This window comes from Pontiella desulfatans (assembly GCF_900890425.1).
Lineage (GTDB): Bacteria > Verrucomicrobiota > Kiritimatiellia > Kiritimatiellales > Pontiellaceae > Pontiella > Pontiella desulfatans.
Genome location: NZ_CAAHFG010000001.1, coordinates 1606724 through 1626022, shown reverse-complemented (window position 1 = coordinate 1626022; position 19299 = coordinate 1606724). Strand labels below are relative to the sequence as shown.

General features: G+C 55.5%; 11 protein-coding genes. All 11 read right to left on the bottom strand.

Annotation, left to right across the window (positions count from 1 at the left end):
* Positions 1–27 precede the first annotated feature (27 nt).
* The 11 genes from E9954_RS06060 to E9954_RS06010 all read right to left on the bottom strand — a co-directional run bounded on the left by E9954_RS06060 (position 28) and on the right by E9954_RS06010 (position 19284).
* Positions 28–1908 carry a sulfatase family protein gene (locus tag E9954_RS06060; protein WP_136078321.1) on the bottom strand — a complete coding sequence of 627 codons (1881 nt, stop codon included), beginning with the start codon at positions 1906–1908 and terminating at the stop codon, positions 28–30.
* A gap of 47 nt (positions 1909–1955) precedes the next feature.
* Positions 1956–3488 carry a sulfatase-like hydrolase/transferase gene (locus tag E9954_RS06055; protein WP_136078320.1) on the bottom strand — a complete coding sequence of 511 codons (1533 nt, stop codon included), beginning with the start codon at positions 3486–3488 and terminating at the stop codon, positions 1956–1958.
* A 37-nt stretch (positions 3489–3525) separates the two neighbouring features.
* On the bottom strand, positions 3526–5565 hold the full coding sequence (locus E9954_RS06050; RefSeq protein WP_136078319.1) for a sulfatase-like hydrolase/transferase: 2040 nt from the start codon (positions 5563–5565) through the stop codon (positions 3526–3528).
* A 56-nt stretch (positions 5566–5621) separates the two neighbouring features.
* A complete protein-coding gene (locus tag E9954_RS06045; protein ID WP_168442017.1) occupies positions 5622–8210 on the bottom strand; it encodes a glycosyl hydrolase in 2589 nt (862 codons plus the stop codon).
* A 41-nt stretch (positions 8211–8251) separates the two neighbouring features.
* Positions 8252–10945: a family 78 glycoside hydrolase catalytic domain gene (locus tag E9954_RS06040; RefSeq protein WP_136078317.1), complete on the bottom strand. Its 2694-nt coding sequence runs from the start codon at positions 10943–10945 to the stop codon at positions 8252–8254.
* Between the two features lie 116 nt (positions 10946–11061).
* Positions 11062–12942 (bottom strand): sulfatase, encoded by a 1881-nt coding sequence (locus E9954_RS06035; protein ID WP_222847071.1) that lies wholly within the window; start codon positions 12940–12942, stop codon positions 11062–11064.
* Position 12943: 1 nt separating this feature from the next.
* On the bottom strand, positions 12944–13162 hold the full coding sequence (locus E9954_RS06030) for a LacI family DNA-binding transcriptional regulator (protein ID WP_136078315.1): 219 nt from the start codon (positions 13160–13162) through the stop codon (positions 12944–12946).
* A gap of 126 nt (positions 13163–13288) precedes the next feature.
* Positions 13289–16585, bottom strand: a complete 3297-nt coding sequence (locus E9954_RS06025) for a hypothetical protein (RefSeq protein ID WP_136078314.1) — start codon at positions 16583–16585, stop codon at positions 13289–13291.
* Positions 16586–16714: 129 nt separating this feature from the next.
* Positions 16715–17449, bottom strand: coding sequence for a hypothetical protein (locus tag E9954_RS06020; protein ID WP_136078313.1), 735 nt, complete (start codon positions 17447–17449; stop codon positions 16715–16717).
* 92 nt (positions 17450–17541) lie between these two features.
* Positions 17542–18426, bottom strand: coding sequence for a hypothetical protein (locus tag E9954_RS06015; RefSeq protein ID WP_136078312.1), 885 nt, complete (start codon positions 18424–18426; stop codon positions 17542–17544).
* 195 nt (positions 18427–18621) lie between these two features.
* Positions 18622–19284 (bottom strand): response regulator, encoded by a 663-nt coding sequence (locus E9954_RS06010; RefSeq protein ID WP_136078311.1) that lies wholly within the window; start codon positions 19282–19284, stop codon positions 18622–18624.
* Positions 19285–19299: the final 15 nt, after the last annotated feature.

Sequence of the window (19299 nt, the reverse complement as noted above, 5' to 3'; positions counted from 1 at the left end):
ATTCTCCCCGCCTGATATCAACCGCGGTTACGGCCCCTCCACGTAGGCATTGCGGATGGAGCATCTGGCGAACTCCTTCTTCGTAGCGGGGTCGCCGCCGAGATAGCACGGCATGGCCGGAAGGGGTTGGTTCGAGCGGGCCGTCCCGGCGGCTTCCCCGTTGATGAAGAGCGTAAACTGCGGCCCCTCTTTAACGACTCGAACCTCCGTCCAAACGCCTTTCGGAATCCTGGCGGGAATCTTAAGGAGTAGTTTTCTATCTTTGAAAAGCTGTACGCCTTTCGACGGGGTAATCTTGAAGAAATAATCGCGACCGTTTGCCTTGCGGTTTCCCATCAGAATCGCGCCGGGAGCGCAGTCCGGATGAATCTTAACCTCCATGCGCCAGGTGATTTTGCTCTCAACGCTCAGTGCCGGAACGTCGGCCAGCTTTGCGGACTGCCGCCCGTTAAAAGAGGCCTCGCCGCCGGTGTATTTTTCAGCCGATTCGTCAGACGGCGGCTTCGACCCACCTGTATACTCCCGGATATAGCCATCTGTATTGCTCCTCAACCGGTCGAGAATCTCCGCGTATTCGGGGTTGTTGACAAAGTTCTTCAGCTGATCCGGATCGGCTTTCAGGTCGTGTAAAAACTCGTACGGAGGGTTTTGCCGGTCGTATCGGGCATAGACATAGCGTTCGTCACGAACACCCGCCCAGCTCGGAATCACTGTTCTAAGTTGATGGTGTTCCACAAAACACTCCGTGCGCCACTCGGCGGGCCGGTTTCCGGTCAGAAACGGCGTCAGGCTTTCCCCCTGATACTGCTCAGGAACAGGAACACCCGCCAGATCCAGCATGGTGGTTGGCAAGTCCAGATTCATCACCATGGAGGGCTCAACCCGTCCGCCGTTCTCTTTCGGAAGACGCGGATCGGCAATAATCAGCGGCACCCGCAGGGATTCCTCAAAATGAGACCATTTCCCGGCCAGCCCGCGCTCTCCCATGTAATACCCGTTATCAGCCGTGTAGATTACGATCGTATTATCCCGAACACCCTGCGTTTCCAACTCCGCCAATACGCGTCCCACAATGCCGTCCATGCCGCTCAGCATCCGGTAGTAAGCCCGCATATTGGTGCGATACTTTTCCGGGGTATCCCAGCGCCAGAAATACCGGGTCCGGTTGAGTGATTCTTTCAGAAATCCGGGCATCGATTCATAAATCGCCGGATCATCCAGCCGCGGGCGGGCCGGATCAATGTCCTCATACATCCCGTCCACGGCTTTGGGCCAGGGATAGTGCCCCATCCCCGGGCTGTGATTCGAATCCTTCGCATGTGCAATCGTCATGCTCATATAAAGCATAAACGGCTTATCGGTTGGCCGCTGACGCAAAAACTCCACCGACTCGTCGCCGACCAGTTCGTCACTGTGGCGCATCGTACCGTCCGGCTGTTTTTTCATTCCCAACGTCAAATGCCGCCAATCATCAAACATCGTATCGAAGGCCTTCGATGTGCCCCGCTTAAAGCCAACATGGTTTTTCCCGAAAAATCCGGTGTAGTAACCCGCCTGCCGCAGCTGCGTCGGGAAACTGTCCATCAAAACCGCATCGGAGACGGGGGTGGACCCCTGCGGATCGGCAGGCCGATAGTTATGCGAACGCTGCGTGAGTCCAGTAAAAATGGTGGCGCGGCTGGCCATGCAGATTGAGGTATTGACGAAGGCGTTTTCGAAACGAACCCCCTGCGCCGCCAACCGGTCAATATTCGGCGTCTGAATCACCGGGTGCCCGGCGCATCCGAGCGTGTCATTGCGCTGATCATCCACCAGCACAAAAACGATATTCGGTTTTTCATCCGCAACCACACTGCCGGCTGCCGCAACCAGTGCAGTCAGCCCCATAATTATTCTATTCAACTTCATCACAAAGCTCTCTGTTCGTTAAAAAACCAATCCACTTGGTATAAAGATTACTTATCCAGAGCGCGCAACAGGTCAATCGGCCGATGCGTATAATTATTCTGCCAGGTGATCCCGGCCTTTTTTGCCGCCGTCGCAAAGTCCGCTGCGGTATATTCTTTGTCGCCGAATTTCTCCATCCATTGTGTGGTCAACGACTCCATGTGTTGCTGAACATCGGCAAACTCCGGTTTGCCGAAGAGGTTATTCAGCTGCCCGGGATCGTTCTTTCGGTTATAAAGCACATTGACCTCTACGCCGTCGCGCTTTTTATGCGCGTCCACCGAGCGGGCATAGGTCCACTCTTTCGTGAAAACACCGCGCCACGAACCTTTATGCAAGTAGACAAACAGCGGCACGCTCTCCACGACAGAACCGTCGTTCGCGATGACAGCCTCAGAAAGATCTCTTCCCTGCACGGAGTCCGGAACCGGCAGGTCGAGCAGCCCCAGAATGGTCGGCATCAGATCCATGGATCCAACGAGCAGATCGTTGACTTTTCCTTCCGGAATGCGGCCGGGCCAATGCATGACGAGCGGAACCCGCGCAGAGTAATCCTGAGGATACTGTTTCGGCTTTCCGGCCCCATGCGACAAGAGCATATCGCCGTGGTCGGAGGTAAAGACAATCAGCGTGTTTTCATATACGCCCTGCTGTTTCAGCTGATCAACCAAGCGCCCCAGCGCCGTATCACACGCGGTAATCATCGCCATATAATTGCGGTACTGATTCTTTCGACAGGCTTCGTTTTCAGGGTCGAGCTGCTCGCCTGGGCGCAGCGTGATGTCCACCTTCTCATAGGGCTTGATCAGATCCGGATCCAACCCTTTTACGTTGTAGTTTTTCTGCCGGCCCGGCAGTTTCGGACAGCCGTCGCCTCCGAAGTTGTGCGGCGGATGCCAGGAAACAAACGCGGCGAACGGGCGATTTTGATCACGCCGCCCAAACCACTCTTCAACCTGTCGAGTCTGGGCCTCCAGCTCCCAAGGGCTATCTGAATAAAACTCTTTAAAAAGAATGCGCCGATTGTTGTCATCGTAGAAATGACATGCCTCCGGGCTGTAATTCACATGGCAGTTATTGCTCAGAAACGTTTCATCGAACCCCTGACGGTTAGGCCCCGGCGGAATGCCCGTGCCACGCGTAGGGCCGCCTAGCAGGTGCCATTTACCAACATAAGCCGTCTCATAGCCGGCCCGGGACAACACGTGCGCAAAACGATCCTGAGAGGTCGGCAGCAGCGGGACGTCATTAAAGAACGCCCCGTTGTAGAGCGGATGCTGGCCGGAAAAGAGCATGCCGCGGTACGGCGTGCAGATCGGCTCACTCGACACCATATGCTGAAACCGCACGCCGCTGGCCTCCAGCGAATCGAGCACCGGGGTTTTCACCTGCGGATTCACCGCCCCGATCATGTCAAACGACTGCTGATCCGTGAAGACAAACAGCAGGTTGGGTTTTTTGGTTTGCGGCGCGGCCTGCGCGGTCAGCGAGAGCGCGGCGGCCGTAGCCATTCCTATTAATGTCAGCTTACTTCGTTTCATCTAACTGCCTTCCTTTCTTATAAGTCCTCTATGATAACTATTTCCCGCGTTGGGTCACGGTAAACTCGGCGATCGAGACGCTGCCGCCAGCAACCTTATCCATACAAATGCGCACGTTGGATGTGGTCACTGTTGGCAGATCAAGTGTCTTTTTCCCTAACGACGTTCCGGATGCCCACTCGACCCATTCGCCCTCTTTCTGATACTGAATCCGGTAGGTTTTGACCCGGTTGAACCGCTCAATCACCTCGACCCGGTTGACTGGCCGCGGCGCATCAAAGACGATTTCCAGCCACTGATTCCCGCGCGATCCCTCTGCCGCATTCCAGCGCGTATCGGGATTCCCGTCGACCGCCAACTCCGGCGGGTTGACCCCGGCCCAAAAGCTGGAGGCGCGCACCGTACCCTTGCCTATATCGCCAACAGTCGAAACCGGAACGGCCTTCGTTGCCTGCAGCTTTCTGGACTCTTCCTTATAGTGCCGATTCGACTGAGCCCATAAGGCCTCAAGTTCTTTTAATTTTTCTGGATACTGAGCGGACAGGTCATTCGTTTCCGATCGATCCTCTTTCAGATTATAAAGCTCCCAACTGTTCTTATCGATCTTGGCGGAAACCAGCTTCCAGTCTCCCTGACGCAACCCGCGATTGCCGGAATGCGAGAAAAACACGGGGGATTCGCGGGGCGTGGAAAAAGTTTCACGGTTAAAAACTGACGCAAAGCTTTCCCCCGTCAGCTCCGGGGCCTCCGGATCAAGAACCGGATGATCGACACCGGCCACCTCCAGCAGGGTTGGGACGATGTCGATGACATGGCCGAGCCGGTCGCTGACGCGTCCGTAAACCTCGGCATCGATGCCTTTCGGCCAGTGGGCAATCAACGGAGTGGCCACACCGCCCTCGTGTGTCCAAATCTTGTAGCGCCGGAAGGGCGTGTTGGCGAGCGCCGCAAAACCGGGTCCAAGGCACAGGTGCGTATCCGCTCCACCCATGTTGGCCTTTGGATCATGGACCACTTTCCCTCGACCATACGCTCCGTACATTTCGGCACTCGCCCCGTTATCGGACAGGAAGAGAATCAGCGTGTTATCAAAATCACCCATCGACTTGATCTGGTCGATCACCCGCCCGAGCGCCTGATCCATATCGTCGACCATCGCCGCGTGAATCTGCATTTTGAGGCTTTGAAACGCCTGCACATCCTCGGAGAGGTCATCCCAGTCGGCGGCGTTATATATTTCGTTCGGACCGAAAATCATTTTTCCATCCGGACCTTTTTTGATGCCCATCCCCTCGATTTGAGGTTCGAGCGGAGAAATCGCCCAGTTCTGTGGAAAGCCTTTTTCTTTCATGCGCTGAAGTCTTTTTTTGCGCAGAACATCCCATCCCGCGTCATAGACCCCGTCATATTTACGGATCGTCTCCTGCCTGGCATGCAACGGCCAGTGGGGGGCGTAAAAGGCTAGGTAGCTGAAGAACGGTGCGTCCGCATGATTCGTCTGATGATCTTTCAGGTAGTCGATCATGCGATCGGCCATCGCGTCCGTATCGTAGACATCCTGGTCCGGGTACGGTTTATCATCTTCCGTCACATGACGGGGGCGAAAATGGTTTTCTCCATTGTGGAAGGCCAGGGAGTGATCGAAACCCGCATCCCCGCAAACCTTCGGGAGGGTGTGGATATGCCATTTCCCGGTATGATAGGAGCGATATCCGTTTTGGCGCAATAGAGCGGGCAACGGAGACAGCCGCTCCGTGATCACCTCCATCTTATCCTTCGCTACAACATGCGGGCCGCCGGTAATCTGCTCCAGATGATAGCCCGACATCAGACTGGTTCTCGATGGCCAGCACCGGGCGCAATTATAATAATCACTGAACCTCAAGCCGGTGGCCGCCAAGGAATCCAGACGAGGCGTGTCAATCTCAGAACCGTAACATCCCAGATCGGAGAAGCCCATATCATCAACCAAGACAAGCAAGATATTCGGCTTTTCACTCGCGCTCACACTCAGGCTACACCATGCCGTCGCAACCACGAGCAGCCCCGTCGTCCATTTCTTCATGTCTATATTCATCAGCGTCCCTATCTTCCGAAACTCAGTTCAATTCCATGTTACAATTACAAATCATCTCACTTCGCATCCGCCACCACAAAGACCGATTGAATGCGATCGAGCTCAATCTTAACCCGGGTAATGTTCTCCGCCCCCTTCTTCGCATGGGAAAAATCGGCCGGTTGAATCGCGCCCGTATGCGGGTTCCACAGCTCCGGCGTCAATGTGCCCCGGAGTTCAACCCACGAATGGATTGCCTGCTTGTTCAGGTTGGCAAAAAAGAAAATCTCTTTGCCGTCTTTGACTTTGTGGATGTAGCGCAGTTCCTGACCGGCCTCGAACTCCACATCGTAGGTGTCCACCATCGCATCGAGTGTTTCACGCAGGTTTTGAGCCGTCGGTGTTTTCAGGAAAACCGCCTTGCCGCCCTTGCTGTTGGTGGAGGTGATTGCAGGCACCGCCACCGCACGAACAGGAGCCTTGCCGTCGAGCGTCACGGAAAACTCGGCCACGGATACGCTTTTGGCCCCGTTGGTCGTATCCATACAGAGGCGGACTTTCGAGGTGACGACTTGTTCCAGCTTGTGGGTCTTTTTGCCCAGCTTCTGCCCGCTCACCCAATCCACCCACTGGCCGCCCTTCATGTACTGAACGCGATAGGACGAGACCCGATCAAACATTTCCAGAACGTCAACCTGGTTGACCGGCAGTTCTTGCTCAAATGAAAATTCCAGCCACTGATTTTCGCTCTCGCCATCTTTAGAATTCCAACGCGTCTGCTCCGAGCCGTCAAAGGCCAGCTCAGGGCCGTGGCCGGACCATGACGTGGAGGCGGAAAAAAGTGGCTCCACCCTGCCGAGCGGTGCGCCGGGGAACATGGACCGGATAGTCGCCACCACATCCTCGTCGTGCCCGAATTCCGCCGATTTATACGGAAGCGTTCCGGTCGCAATCACTTTGCCACCCTGGTCATAGAAGGCCTTGATTTTCTTCAGGTTGGCCCATTCAATGGTCGTGTGGCCGGGAATGATCATCACCTTGTAATGTTCATAATTGATCGGATTGGAGAGCTTCAGCGCATCTCCTTCAACCGCGCATTTTTCGTTCAGGGCTTCCGGATGAAGGAAGGTGTAGTCCCGGCAGAGGTCGGTGGCCAGCAGCTCGCCGACCTCCACATAGTCGAGCTCCGGAATCTCCACGCCGCCCCAATACGCCCGAACAGGACTGTCCAAATAATGCCCTCCCTGCATGGTTTTAACCGGATACAACACCGCGATATCGGCGACATGACGTCCGTGATTCTGCAACAGCAGATTCAGCCGCCCCATGTACTTATTGTACTGAGGCAATCCCTCGGCATACTTGGAATGACGCCAGGAAAACTCCGGCTTATAGGTCACCTTGTTGTCATCATACCAAACCGCATGGGGAATCAGCTGATTGATCCCTTTGGTGTACTGCTCCATCGCAACGTGATAGACCTGATCCCAACTGATGTCGCCCATCGCGCCGTAGGTTTCCGACATCACCAGGGCTTTGTCCCAGTTATAGGCGGCCGAACTGACCACTTTATAGACGCGCTCCGCAGGACGTCCGCCAATCTTGTCGATCCCGGGGCTGTCCTGATACTTAAAGGAGAGCATCAAGTCGCCGGAGATACCGGTCTGGTTGACCACTTCTTCCTGATCCTGATGACCCGTAGAGACAATGCCATGTTTCTCGCTCCACGCCTGAATCACCTTCGGGAAGCCTTTGGCATAGAGTTCCGCGCGGAAGCCGAACAGCGCATTGCGGGCCGCCTGGGTGTCGGGGCCGATATCATACCACAGCGCCGGATAATACGGTGCCGGATCAAAGCCATGCTCGCCCTCGAACTTTTCGTTAAACGCGCCGGTCCAGACGCGCCCGTTTTCATGATAAATTGTCGGTTCGTCAAAGAACGTGCCGTCAATCGTCGTGCCGAAATATTCCTTGAAGCGCTTGTAATAGGCTTCATGGGTCATATTAACGAAAAGCTGGCAGGCCTCCGGATCCAGATAATCCACAAGGTAGTTTTCCGTCGGCACACACATAAAGCTCATGACCTTCCACGACCCGTTGGGGGCTGACCACTCGATCCGCCCGTTCTTGACCTGATCGGTCAAATTGACGCGCTTCTTCGTGGTCGTCTCCATCGCCACGACACTCATCAGGCGGCCCGTTTGAGGAATCGCGGCCGCATATTGCGCCGGCCCCGTCAGTTCTTTTTCGACTTTATCCAGCCGCTTGATGGTGTGCTGCGGGTACTTGTTTTTAAAACGCGCCACCCCATCGCCATGACGCCCGCCGGCACTGCCGCTGGGGAAGCCGAATTCGTCGTACAGACACATGGTCATACCCAGCTCTTTGGCTTTTGCCAGAACCGCCCCGTACACCTCAAAATAGTCGTCACTCAAATAGTCCGGTTTGAATCCTTTTTGTCGCGGCGGATTAAACGGCAGGATCCCGAATCCTCCGTAACCGGATTGATCCCGGGCCGCCTCCAGCTGCTCCTGCACGCCCTCAACCGTCACCGGGGTGTTCGCCCAAAACCACAACGGACGCGTCGCATACTTCAGCGGCGGATTAATAAACTCCTGCTGCATATCCGCCAAACCATTCCTTGCAAGCAGGCACAATAACAACATAGATATTCCGGTCATTCTCTTCATCGCAATCTCATCTCCCATTACATTTTAACGCTAAACTCATGGCTTCCGCCGTAAATCGTTTCCGACTTGCGACCGTTCGGAAACTCGACCGTTGCGGTGGTATCGGGCGGAATGACGACCTGCCAGATGACTTGGCCGCCCTCGCGTTTCCAATGGCTGGAAATCAGCCCCTGCGGCGACTGGACAGAGGCCTTGGCCCACTCCAGATCGTGCAGGAAGCAGGGTTTTAGAATGATGTTCTTAAAGCCGGGAGTTTCCGGATCGGGGCGGATGCCGCCGAGGCTTTCATGGAAAGCGGCGGCAAACCCGCTGTGCATCGGGTGGTTGAACGAGTTGCGAAGATAGCGCCGCGTCGTATCCCAATTATAGGGAACTTCCGGCCAGGTGGTCAGGTCGTGCTTTTCAGTCATGAACCCGAGGCTCGGCCAGTCGATGATGCGCCATAGATGGCGAGTGACATCGCCGTGCCCGTAGTCGTTGAGCTGGGTGTAGAGCGGGCGGTGCCCGAAAATTCCGGTGGTGTAATGCCCACCCTCTTTTCCCATAATAAGCGAAGCCAGCCCATCGGCGACAAGCTGTTCTTTGCCATCCGGAACCAGCCCGGAAAACAAGGCCACCGCATTTCCGGTTTGCGAGCCGTAGCCGGCGACGGATTTTCTGAAAAAGTAAACGTCCGAATTTTCGTTCACCGTCTGTTTTTCGAGCTTGCCGTTTACGGTATATTCCAGCTCCAGTTTTTTCTTTTGTCCGGGGGCGGGATCCTTTCCGACAAACGGGTTGGTGATTTTGAATGTATATTTATTGGAGGCGACCAAACTGCGAAGCTTTGGGGTCAGGTCGATCTGTTTTGAGGAACTGCCGTAAAGCGCTTTGACGATGACAATCTCTGTGCCCTCCGGAACGGGTTCGACCGGCACATCGGATGTTTTGTAAAAGCGTTTATTGAAGGCCTGCTTCACCACTGCGGCCTGCTCGGCGTACTGCGCGGCTTCGACGGGTTTGTCCAACGCCTTCGCCATTGTTTGCATCGCCATGAGCGACTGGTAGTAAAGCGCGGTGGAGGTCAGTGCGGGAGGCGTATCCATTTTCGCGTTCGATCCCGGCGGGCACCAGTCGCCGTAGCCGTCACCGACCATGCCATCCTTCAAGGCAAACTCGTTCAAATACGCCATCCAGCCCTCCATCATTGGCCAGGCCTCTTTGACTAGGTCCATATCTCCGTAGTAGAGATAGCTGTACCACGGAACCAGCACCGTTGCCGCGCCCCAGTCCGGACGGGCCTGACCGCAGTTGCGTTTCCCGACTGCGATATTGCAGGGCGCACGGGGATCGTTCGGCAGCCCCGCCTTTTCATTCCCACCGCCCTCTCCGAGCATGGTTTCGATGTCGCGGGCCACTTTGGGCCAGAATTTGCGCAGATCAAAGTTGTACGACGCGGCTTCGCCGACCGCATGCATGTCGCCCATCCACGCGCAGCGCTCGCGGTGCGGACAATCGCTCAGCAATCCCTGCAGGTTTCCTTCAATGGTGCGCATCGACACCTCGTAGAATCTGTTGATTAATTCATCCGAACATTGGAACGAACCGATCTTCTCAACATCGGTGCGCACGAACCAGCCGGTCATATCGCCTGCGTCGGGTTTGCTGCTCAGCCCCGTAATCTGGACATAGCGGAATCCATGATAAGTGAAGCGCGGCTCCCAGGTTTCTTTTTTTCCGCCGCCCCGGCAAATATAAATGTCCTTCTGCTCGCCACCCGTGGCATGGATGCCGGTGGAGGCGGTGTCAATGTTCCTGCGGTTGGGCATCAGGTGCTCGGCAAACCGCATCTGCACCACCGTTCCCTTTTTCTCGTTTACGGCAATCTGCAGCCAGCCGGTCATGTTTTCGCCCATATCGACGATCCAGCCCTCCTCGGCAGGCCATACCGCAACCGGCTCGACCTTGCGGACTTTCCGCATCGGTTCCAGCTGCTGTTCTTCGAGCCGCCCGCCCGGCGCGTCCATGATTTCGACCGGCAACCACTTCGAATCATTAAACCCCGCAGAGGACCAATCCGGTGGCAACCGCCGGGCGTCAAAGGTTTCGCCGAGATAGACATTATCAAACACAACCGGTCCGCCCATGGCGCGCCAGCTGTCGTCGGACAGAACACTCCATGTTGAGCCGTCGGCATGCTTGATGAGCAGCTCCGCTTTGGCACGCGGTGCGCCATAGCTCAGATTTGGAGCAAACGCGACATTTTGGCCGTAAAATCCATTTCCCAGCATCAGGCCGATGGCGTTGCCGCCGCGCCGGATCTGCTGCGTTACATCGAAGACATTGTAAAAGGCCCGTTCGTCGTAGGAGGTCTGTGCTGGAGCCAATACCTGATCGCCAACTTTCGAGCCATTAATCCAGAGTTCATAGAGCCCAAGCCCGCACACGGACACGATTGCCGACTCGATTTCTTTCTTTACGGAAAACTCTTTTCTCAGCAACGGGGAGATAAAGGATTTCCGCGGCGTTGAACGCAGCTCCGCCTCCGTCGGCTTCCACGAAGAAATATCGTGAGGCGGTCGATTGAACACCACGTCCCGCGCCGACCATTCCGCAGGCCGCCGGTCGTTCGTCAAACCAACCCACTGCGCCCGCTGCAGCCCGTCTGCCCCGGCCGGAGGCAATCCCGCCAGAAGCGAAACTAAAAAAACAGTCATTCCAAATCTTTTCATAATGCGCTCATCGGATGTGCTGTAGAAACCAGGTTCGTCAACATCCAGTGCTCCACACGACCTTCCACATAAACCTTCGTTCGCCCCGGGCGGCGTGAATCCGCCCGGAGCAACAATTAAAACTCCCAGCGCTGCAGAATTTTACCGGAATGGTCAAGCACCCGGATCCAGTCGAATTCCATCGTGCCGGGACCGCGGGACGGGTCGATCCGCAGCGCGTTGAGTGTTTTTACCGGCAGCTTGATTGCAAGCTCGTGAAAGCGGCCGTCATGCGTAACCGGGAAATCGATCAGACAATCTTTTCCGGCCGGTTGGTTGTAATAGACCGCCCCGGTTCCCTGCGAGTTCGATTTCATGCTGAAATGAACAACAAACGGCCCGCCGTGCAGGAGCTTGAATTGATGTCCCTGAACAAACGGGTCAGCCCCGGTGCTCTTCACAACCAGCGTGCCCTCGCCCTGCTCCAGCGAGCAGGTTCCGTTCTCAACCCATCCGGCGACCAGCCCTCTAACCGCCTGTTTATCCTTCGGGACGCCGATGTTTTCGGGCATGTAGAATTTTGGATCGAACGCTGTGTTGGGCTGCGGAACCACCGCGCCGGATGTTTTAATATAGTCCTCAATCATTCGGTCCATCTGCTGGACCCGTTCCGGATAGGCCGCGGCCAGATTGTTTTTCTCGCCGATATCGTCTTTCAGGTTGTAGAGCAGCCAGTCGTGCGCACCGTTCTCGCCCTGACAGAACAGGCGGATCAGTTTCCAGTCGCCCACATGCACCGTCATGGACGGTGGCAGCCATTCCGGAATCGGCGGGGAATGCGGAAAGTACGTAAAGATCGCATCACGGCTTAGTCTACCGCCCTTGAGCGCGGGCAGCAGGTCTACGCCGTCGAGCGGCCAGTTTTCCGGCAGATCAATCCCGAGGCCATTGAGGAGGGTGGGATAAAAGTCCGCCGTCTGAATCAGTTCATCACTGCGGCTTCCGGGCTGGGTGACACCGGGCCAGATCACGACACACGGTACGCGGATTCCGCCCTCAAACATGGTCGCCTTGCCGCCGCGCAGCGGAAAATTGCTGGTCGCGGTGGTTCCATTCACATCGTCATACATGTTGCCGCCGTTGTCGGAGATAAAGACAATAACCGTTTCATCGGCGATACCCGCCGCATCAACGGCATCGAGCAGTGAGCCAACGGCATCGTCGAGAGAATGAACCATCGCCGCATAGATCGGGCAGCGCTGCGGGTCTTTCGGATCGATCTCGTTGCGGTATTTTTCGATCAGCTCCTCTTTGGCATCGAACGGCGCATGTACCGAAAACTGCCAGTAGTTCATAAAAAACGGTTGCTCCATATTTACGGACGTCATCCATGCAACCGCTTCTTCCGCCATGCGATCCTCAATATGTTCTTTCGGATGGTTGGCTTTAAAGTTCGGATACTGCCACGGGGCGAGGAAGCTGCCGGCCGGTCCTGGGCCGTACCAGTGCGGGATATCGATATCGAAGCCATGCTGAAGCGGACTGTAGGGCTCCGGGCCGAGGTGCCACTTTCCAAAGTGGGCAGTGGCATACCCGTCACCTTTAATCAGTTTTCCCAGGGTTGGAAGTTTAGTGTCCAGCCGTGTCACAGAAACAGTTCCGAGCGCTTTGTTTCCGGGGCTGGTCGAGGGCTCGACGCCCGCTTTCAGCCGCACCTCTCCGTGATGATGCTGCGGGGCGGTCGAGCCGTGGCGGGCCGGGGTCTGGCCGGTCAGAATGCTGGCACGGGTCGGTGAACAGAGCGGGCTGTTCGAGTAAGCGCGGGTAAAGGTCATTCCCCGCTTGGCCAGCCGCTCAATATTCGGCGTTTTATACAGACTGGTGGTGCCATACAGCGTGGTATCACTCCAGCCCAAATCATCGGCCAGAATAAAAATCACATTCATCGGTTTTTCAGCCGCATGCACAAAGCCGCACAATAATGCCGCCAGGCCACCTACAATTATCCATTTACTCATTTTATCCTTCTTCATTTTCAAGAGCCACATGGTCAGGGTTGGAAGAACCCCTTGATCCGGCCCGATATCCCAGTTCTTCCGCCGCAGACTGCACACGGGTCATCGTCTCGTCCGAGACGCTGATATATGCGGTTTTTCCGTTCAGTATCCGGGACACCAGCGAGGCCGAAGTTCCGGCTCGCCGGGCAATATCCTTCTGCGTCACTCGATTCGTTTTCATCTATCGTCTTCCTCAAATTCAAACAACCGTGCAGCGAATCTCCATCTGCACAATTAAACCCATATTCCCCAAAGCCCCCCCCCCCGTTGTCATGAGACACGAATATGCGTCATTGGCGGACATTCTCTAAGGAGAGACCACCCGCATGAACAGCGCATCGCTGGTGGAAGGAACCTGCCATTGAACGGATTGAACCCCGGTCGTTGATGCAATATCCACCCAGTTGGAACTCGTTAGATCGTCGCAATGCTGAAGGGTATAGGTGGCATAGACTGAAAGATCGGTGAGACCAATACCCGTCGATGAACCTTTGGAAGAAATAACGATGCTGCCGGGGGGATTGGCGGCGGCATCCACCGTAATGCCGCCGCCGTTATTGATCAGGAAAAACTGCTCGACCGACGTGAAGTCCGCGTAGGTATAGCTGCCGTCCGCGAAGAGTTTTCCATCGATTTCCAGCGAGGTCACCGCAATATCGTCATCCAGCACCAACCGCCCGCTGCCGGAAAGCCGAATGCCAAACGAGGGCGTGGAAATGGGGGGCAGGTTCAGGATTCCGTTTGACTGCACGTTGAACAGGCCGGTGAACCCGACGGTATCGACGGTGGATTCAAAACGGACTTCCGCTCCCGAGGCGTCCCCGGCTTCGACATCAATTGTACCGAACCCCGTCAGGCGGGCGTTTTTAACAATCAGATCCCGGTTTACCTCTTTAATTCCGGCACGAATGGTTCCTTGGACGAGCCGCATCCAATGCCCCGTCAGATCCAGCGTGAAGGCGTTCAGCCGATTGTTGCAGATGGTTGCGTCATCCAATATGAGATTGTTCAACAGCAGCGTCTGTCCCGCAGCCCCCGGATTCAGCATGCTGCCGGGTTCCATCCATAGCGTATCCCCCTGGAAGGTCACATTACTCCACGCCGCACCGCCGGCATTGAGGGAATAATCCAGCGAACGCCAGAGATTGGTATCCCCGGCAACCGGAGGCGCGATACCGCCCCAGATGACTGGATCATTCAGCGCCCCGCCCTGCACGCAAACGAACGGCGCGAAGACGACAATGCGACCGTTCGACTCCACCAGATGCGCCTGCTGAGCGGTCGTTAAGTCATCGTAATAGTAGATCCCCGGATCCAGCGAAACACCGTCAATCATCAGATCGTTGACCACGATATTAGAATCAAATTTATATTTCCCGCTACCCGCCAACGTGATGCTGAAAGAGGGGGTTCCAAGGTTTGGAAGGGCCAGCACGCCGTTGTCGGTCACCAAAAAAGTGCCGCTGAATCCAGACGTATCGACCGATGCGTCAAAACGGACCTCGGGAAGATCATTAGCCCTCGTGCCAGCAATCTCAATTGTTCCGCTACCGGCCAGTGTCGCATTTTGGAAAAAAAGATCCGTGTTGTAGGCTCCAGAATCAGCCAGCAGGAACCCGCTGTTCAGCGTTAGCACATGTCCCCTGAGGTTGATATAGAATGGGGCGGTTTTCTGATTTGAAATCGTCCCGCCTTCAAGGGTTAGATCTCTTATCCAGAGTATTGCATTGGCTTTGTCCGAGGCGAGCTCCCCGCCAGTTCCAAGAACGAGTCCCCCACCCTCAAACGCCTCTTTATCGGAAACGCCCAAACGGTTTATGCCGCCATGCCAACGGTGTGTATCCTCATCGGCATACGTTGGGAGTACAACGCCCCAGGTTGCGCCTTCGTCGAGCGTGCCGCTCTGTATCGCAGTTCGGCTGGAACGCACATGAATCGTTCCGCCGCCGTCGATCAGGTTATCCTGCTGACTGGTGGGGAAATCACTGTAAGCATACGTGCCAGCCGGGACGTCTGCGCCATCAATCACCAACGAGAAGACCGCTACTTCATCATCCAGTCGGTAGCGACCGCTACCGGACAGATCGATACCGAACGATCCAATTGTAATCGCCGGCAGGTTCAGGATGCCGTCTTCCAAGACGGCAAAGGTTCCGCTGAAGCCGGTCAAATCGACCGTACTCTGGAAATCGATCTGCGAGCCGCCCGCCCCTTTCGCGGTAATATTGACCGTTCCGCTTCCTGAAACACCTGCATTCTTGAAGGAAATATTTTGGTTGGAGCTGGCTCCGCCCGCCTGGATTTGCCCTGCATTCAGATACAGTGTGTCACCGTTCAGGTTGAGCGTTGTTGAACCGAGCTCACTATGCGAAATCGCACCGCCATCCAGCACCAGGTTTCTCATGGAGAAGGTGGTTGTATTAACGGCCTGGGCCAGAAGCCCCCCTGGCTGAATTACCAGCGTTTCCCCATGAAACGTCAACGTGGAAGCATTTGGCAGACCGTGCGAGCCGATCCAGTGGCCGGCACTCTGCCAGATATTGGTGTCGCCCGCCACCGGAGCGGCCCGCCCCCAGGTGGCGGTGTTGGTCAAGCTGCCATCCGCAACAGCGGCGTAGAGGTCGTATGTGCGGTCAAAACTGCTGCACTGATTTGAGCTGATCAAGCCGCCGGGAGCCGTGCCTTCAAAAAGATCTTTTTGTTCAATCAATGAAAGCAGCAGCCCGGTCATGCTGTCTCCGTAAAGGTCGCCGGCGGGTTCATGCTCCGGAAGGAATGACCAATATTCATGAAACGGCACATAGGTCATCGGTAAAACGATGCAATGATCGCTCCGCACAAAATCGGTGGAGCCGAGAATATCGGCCGAGATCGAACGGACAAAGCGGCGAATGCCTGTATACTCGTCCTTTGTTTTTTCCCCGAAGGTGTGCAACTGGAAAACCACATCGCGATTCGGGTAGGTTGTTGTGAACCATTGCAGAAAGCCCCACCGGTTCCCGTCGTTCGTCTCCCAATGCTCGAAATTCGCCTCCATCAGCACAGCATCCACGCCGGGATGCGCTGATAAATCCCGCTCGCGGGCATTGTCTTGTCTCACATTCCACATCAGCTTGACATGGCTGTATCCGTTGTTATCCAGCCAGTTCCGCACCTCGGTAATATCATCCGGATTCCACCAATAGATAGGACCACCACTTTCTAAACGAATATCATAGAGCATGATGAGGGAGATGGTATACCCCCACGCATCCCCGCGAGCGAGATACCGCGGCAGGGCATCATCCAACGTCAGGCCTTCACCCGCCGGCCCCCAATCATTTTCCCACGCACTGCGCGTAAAGGGTTGAAAGGTCTGGCTGGAAGCCGTGGCGTACGTGGACAGAATCAAGGGCCAGTTATTGGGCCCGGGTTGTTCGCCGGGATAATAGTCCGTCGAAGTGAAGTTGATATTCAACCCTTTAACCTGAGCCGCCACGCGATCCCACTGATCGGTCCGCTCCAGCACAAAGGCCGGCGTCCGGCATGTGCTGGTCCAGATCTGGTAGGCATCCGCCCAACCCGCGACCAGCAACACGATTCCAATGATACTTGTTTTTAACATGTTCATTACATGCCCGCCGATTAGGCGGTTCCGTCCGGCACCCGTTCCCTGTGCTATGCGATTAAGCCCCCCGAATCGTCAGGGGGCCTAATGCGTTGAAAACCCGTTATGCGAAAAAATACGGTTAGCTTACATCATCAAGCGGCGGATGAAGAGCAGCCCGCCACCGAACGCTGCAACCAGCCCCAGCGTCGCCGGTTCCGGAATGACGGTCAGGCTTAGGTTGTCGATATTCAGCGGTGACGTGTTGGAGGCTTGAGTAAACCCTCCCGCCGCAAAAGCTACGAACAGCTCTTTCCCCTCATTCGCGCCAGCGATCGTAAAATCGCCAGAGGTCAACGAAACTGAGACAAATGAAGCCATTGCAGGACCACTCCCAAAGGTACCCTTATAGAGTGAAGTGAGCGTGCCATCAAGAGCGTCATTACTCGAAGTGAACACAAATACATCAAAATTGGCTGCGCCAAGCTTGTTATCTGTTTTCCGCCAATCAAAGCTGAATGTGAACTCGTCGTCAGCGCCAACCACGTAACCAGTATTCAGGATGCCGCCACGCTGTTCGGATGGGCTGCCGTTGTACCCTGAGTCAACCCGCATAGAATACGACCCGTCCGATGCCACTGCATCACGGGCGAATACGGACGTAATCTCTTTAAGCTCGCCGACGTTGCCGTCGATTGTCAAATCGCCACTCGTTGAGACCCATTTCCCAGGAGCGCCATCGGCGGTTAAAGCGTCTCCGGACGCATCGAACTCAAAGCTGCCGTTTCCATTGGCAGAAGTTCCATCGATAATTACACCAGCCAATGCACCCTGCACGCACAGCGCAAAGACACCCAATATGATTCCTGCTTTTATTTTCATTTTCATTTCCTTTTTCTTTTTCCTTCACCCGCCCGCAGGTTGCTGAGTTCCCTGCAAACCCTGCTCGGACACTTATTTGATTGTTTGCTTGCTCAGTTGGACTCGACGCGGAAAAACCGGTTGGTTTCCGACTCGCTGATCAGCCACGTCACTTGGTCAACACCGGTGGTGGTCGAAAGATCCACCCAGTTGGGTGTGACCAGATCCATTGTTCCCTGCAGTGTGTTGGCTGCGCCCGAAGCCATTTCCGTGGCGGTTACGGATAGCTGCCCCGTATTATAGTCGATGATGAGGTTGGCCGGCGTCGCCGGTTCCGAAATGACCGTTAGGCTTAGGTTGTCGATATTCAGCGGTGACGTGTTGGAGGCTTGGGTATACCCTCCCGCCGCAAAAGCTACGAACAGCTTTTTCCCCTCATTCGCGCCGGCGATCGTAAAATCGCCAGAGGTCAACGAAACTGAGACAAATGAAGCCATTGCAGGACCACTCCCAAAGGTACCCTTATAGAGTGAAGTGAGCGTGCCATCAAGAGCGTCATTACTCGAAGTGAACACAAATACATCAAAATTGGCTGCGCCAAGCTTGTTATCTGTTTTCCGCCAATCAAAGCTGAATGTGAACTCGTCATCAGCGCCAACCACGTAACCAGTATTCAGGACGCCACCCCGCTGCACCGAAGGATTACCATTGAACCCCGAGTCGACCCGCAGAGAATACGACCCGTCCGATGCCACTGCATCACGGGCGAACACGGTCGTAATCTCTTTAAGCTCGCCGACGTTGCCGTCGATTGTCAAATCGCCACTCGTTGAGACCCATTTCCCAGGAGCGCCATCGGCGGTTAAAGCGTCTCCGGACGCATCGAACTCAAAGCTGCCGTTTCCATTGGCAGAAGTTCCATCGATAATTACACCAGCCAATGCACCCTGCACGCACAATGCAAAAACTCCCAATATGGTTCCTTTTATTATTTTCATTACTTTTCCCTCATGGTTTTTTCCATTCTCTTCGCATCCACTCTGAAAATGCATCCCGCAATGCGTGCCTCAGCACCCCCTGCAAAGGCTTTTCGATGAGTACTGTAAACAGGTTCACACAAATCCAGCCCTTTGTCATGACACACGAATGTGTGTCATGGGGAACAGAAGGTGTGTCATGGGAACGGAAGGTGTTTATTCGGAGAAATCGATCAAACCACGCCGTATCGCGGCGCTGACGGCGGCGGGCAGGCTGTGGACATGCAGTTTGTCGAAGGCTCGGCGTAGGTAGCCGGAAACGGAATGGGGGCTGATTCCAAGCTCGTCGGCCACGGCGTTTTTCGTCATGCCTTCGGCCACCAGCCGCAGAATATCGAGCTCGCGCGGTGCAAGCTTTTCTTCGTCGGTGATGGGTTTCAGTTTCTGGAATGTATCCAGCACCATGCCGGCAATTTTGGCGTCCAGTGGCGTCCCGCCTTCGGCCACCTCATCCAGCGCCTTGACAAGGTGCGTGGCATTGGCCGACTTGATCAGGTATCCATGCGCGCCGGCCTCCAGCGCGGCAAAAACCTTCTCGCGGTTCACGAATGCGGTCAGGACGATCACCCGGGCCTCGGGCAGGCGCTCCCGAAGGGGCGCAATTCCGTCAATGCCGCCCATGCCGGGCAGCCCCAGATCGAGCAGAACGATATCCGCTTCCAGCCCTTCCTCCAGCGCGGCAAACGCCAGCTCCAGGGTGGAGAAGCCGCCCACGCAGGCATACCGTCCGTCTGCGCCCAGCATCTGCCGGATGGCATCGCGATAATCCGTATGGTCTTCGATCAACAATACCCGTTTTTTCGACTCGGTCTCATTCATGAATTCTCTTCCTCT

What these genes read in the sequence shown, in the direction of transcription:
- E9954_RS06015 (WP_136078312.1), bottom strand. Translation starts at nt 18,426, where the DNA reads ATGAAAATAATAAAAGGAACCATATTGGGAGTTTTTGCATTGTGCGTG.
- E9954_RS06030 (WP_136078315.1), bottom strand. Translation starts at nt 13,162, where the DNA reads ATGAAAACGAATCGAGTGACGCAGAAGGATATTGCCCGGCGAGCCGGA.
- E9954_RS06040 (WP_136078317.1), bottom strand. Translation starts at nt 10,945, where the DNA reads ATGAAAAGATTTGGAATGACTGTTTTTTTAGTTTCGCTTCTGGCGGGA.
- E9954_RS06035 (WP_222847071.1), bottom strand. Translation starts at nt 12,942, where the DNA reads ATGAGTAAATGGATAATTGTAGGTGGCCTGGCGGCATTATTGTGCGGC.
- E9954_RS06055 (WP_136078320.1), bottom strand. Translation starts at nt 3,488, where the DNA reads ATGAAACGAAGTAAGCTGACATTAATAGGAATGGCTACGGCCGCCGCG.
- E9954_RS06045 (WP_168442017.1), bottom strand. Translation starts at nt 8,210, where the DNA reads ATGTTGTTATTGTGCCTGCTTGCAAGGAATGGTTTGGCGGATATGCAG.
- E9954_RS06060 (WP_136078321.1), bottom strand. Translation starts at nt 1,908, where the DNA reads ATGAAGTTGAATAGAATAATTATGGGGCTGACTGCACTGGTTGCGGCA.
- E9954_RS06010 (WP_136078311.1), bottom strand. Translation starts at nt 19,284, where the DNA reads ATGAATGAGACCGAGTCGAAAAAACGGGTATTGTTGATCGAAGACCAT.
- E9954_RS06050 (WP_136078319.1), bottom strand. Translation starts at nt 5,565, where the DNA reads ATGAATATAGACATGAAGAAATGGACGACGGGGCTGCTCGTGGTTGCG.
- E9954_RS06020 (WP_136078313.1), bottom strand. Translation starts at nt 17,449, where the DNA reads ATGAAAATAAAAGCAGGAATCATATTGGGTGTCTTTGCGCTGTGCGTG.
- E9954_RS06025 (WP_136078314.1), bottom strand. Translation starts at nt 16,585, where the DNA reads ATGTTAAAAACAAGTATCATTGGAATCGTGTTGCTGGTCGCGGGTTGG.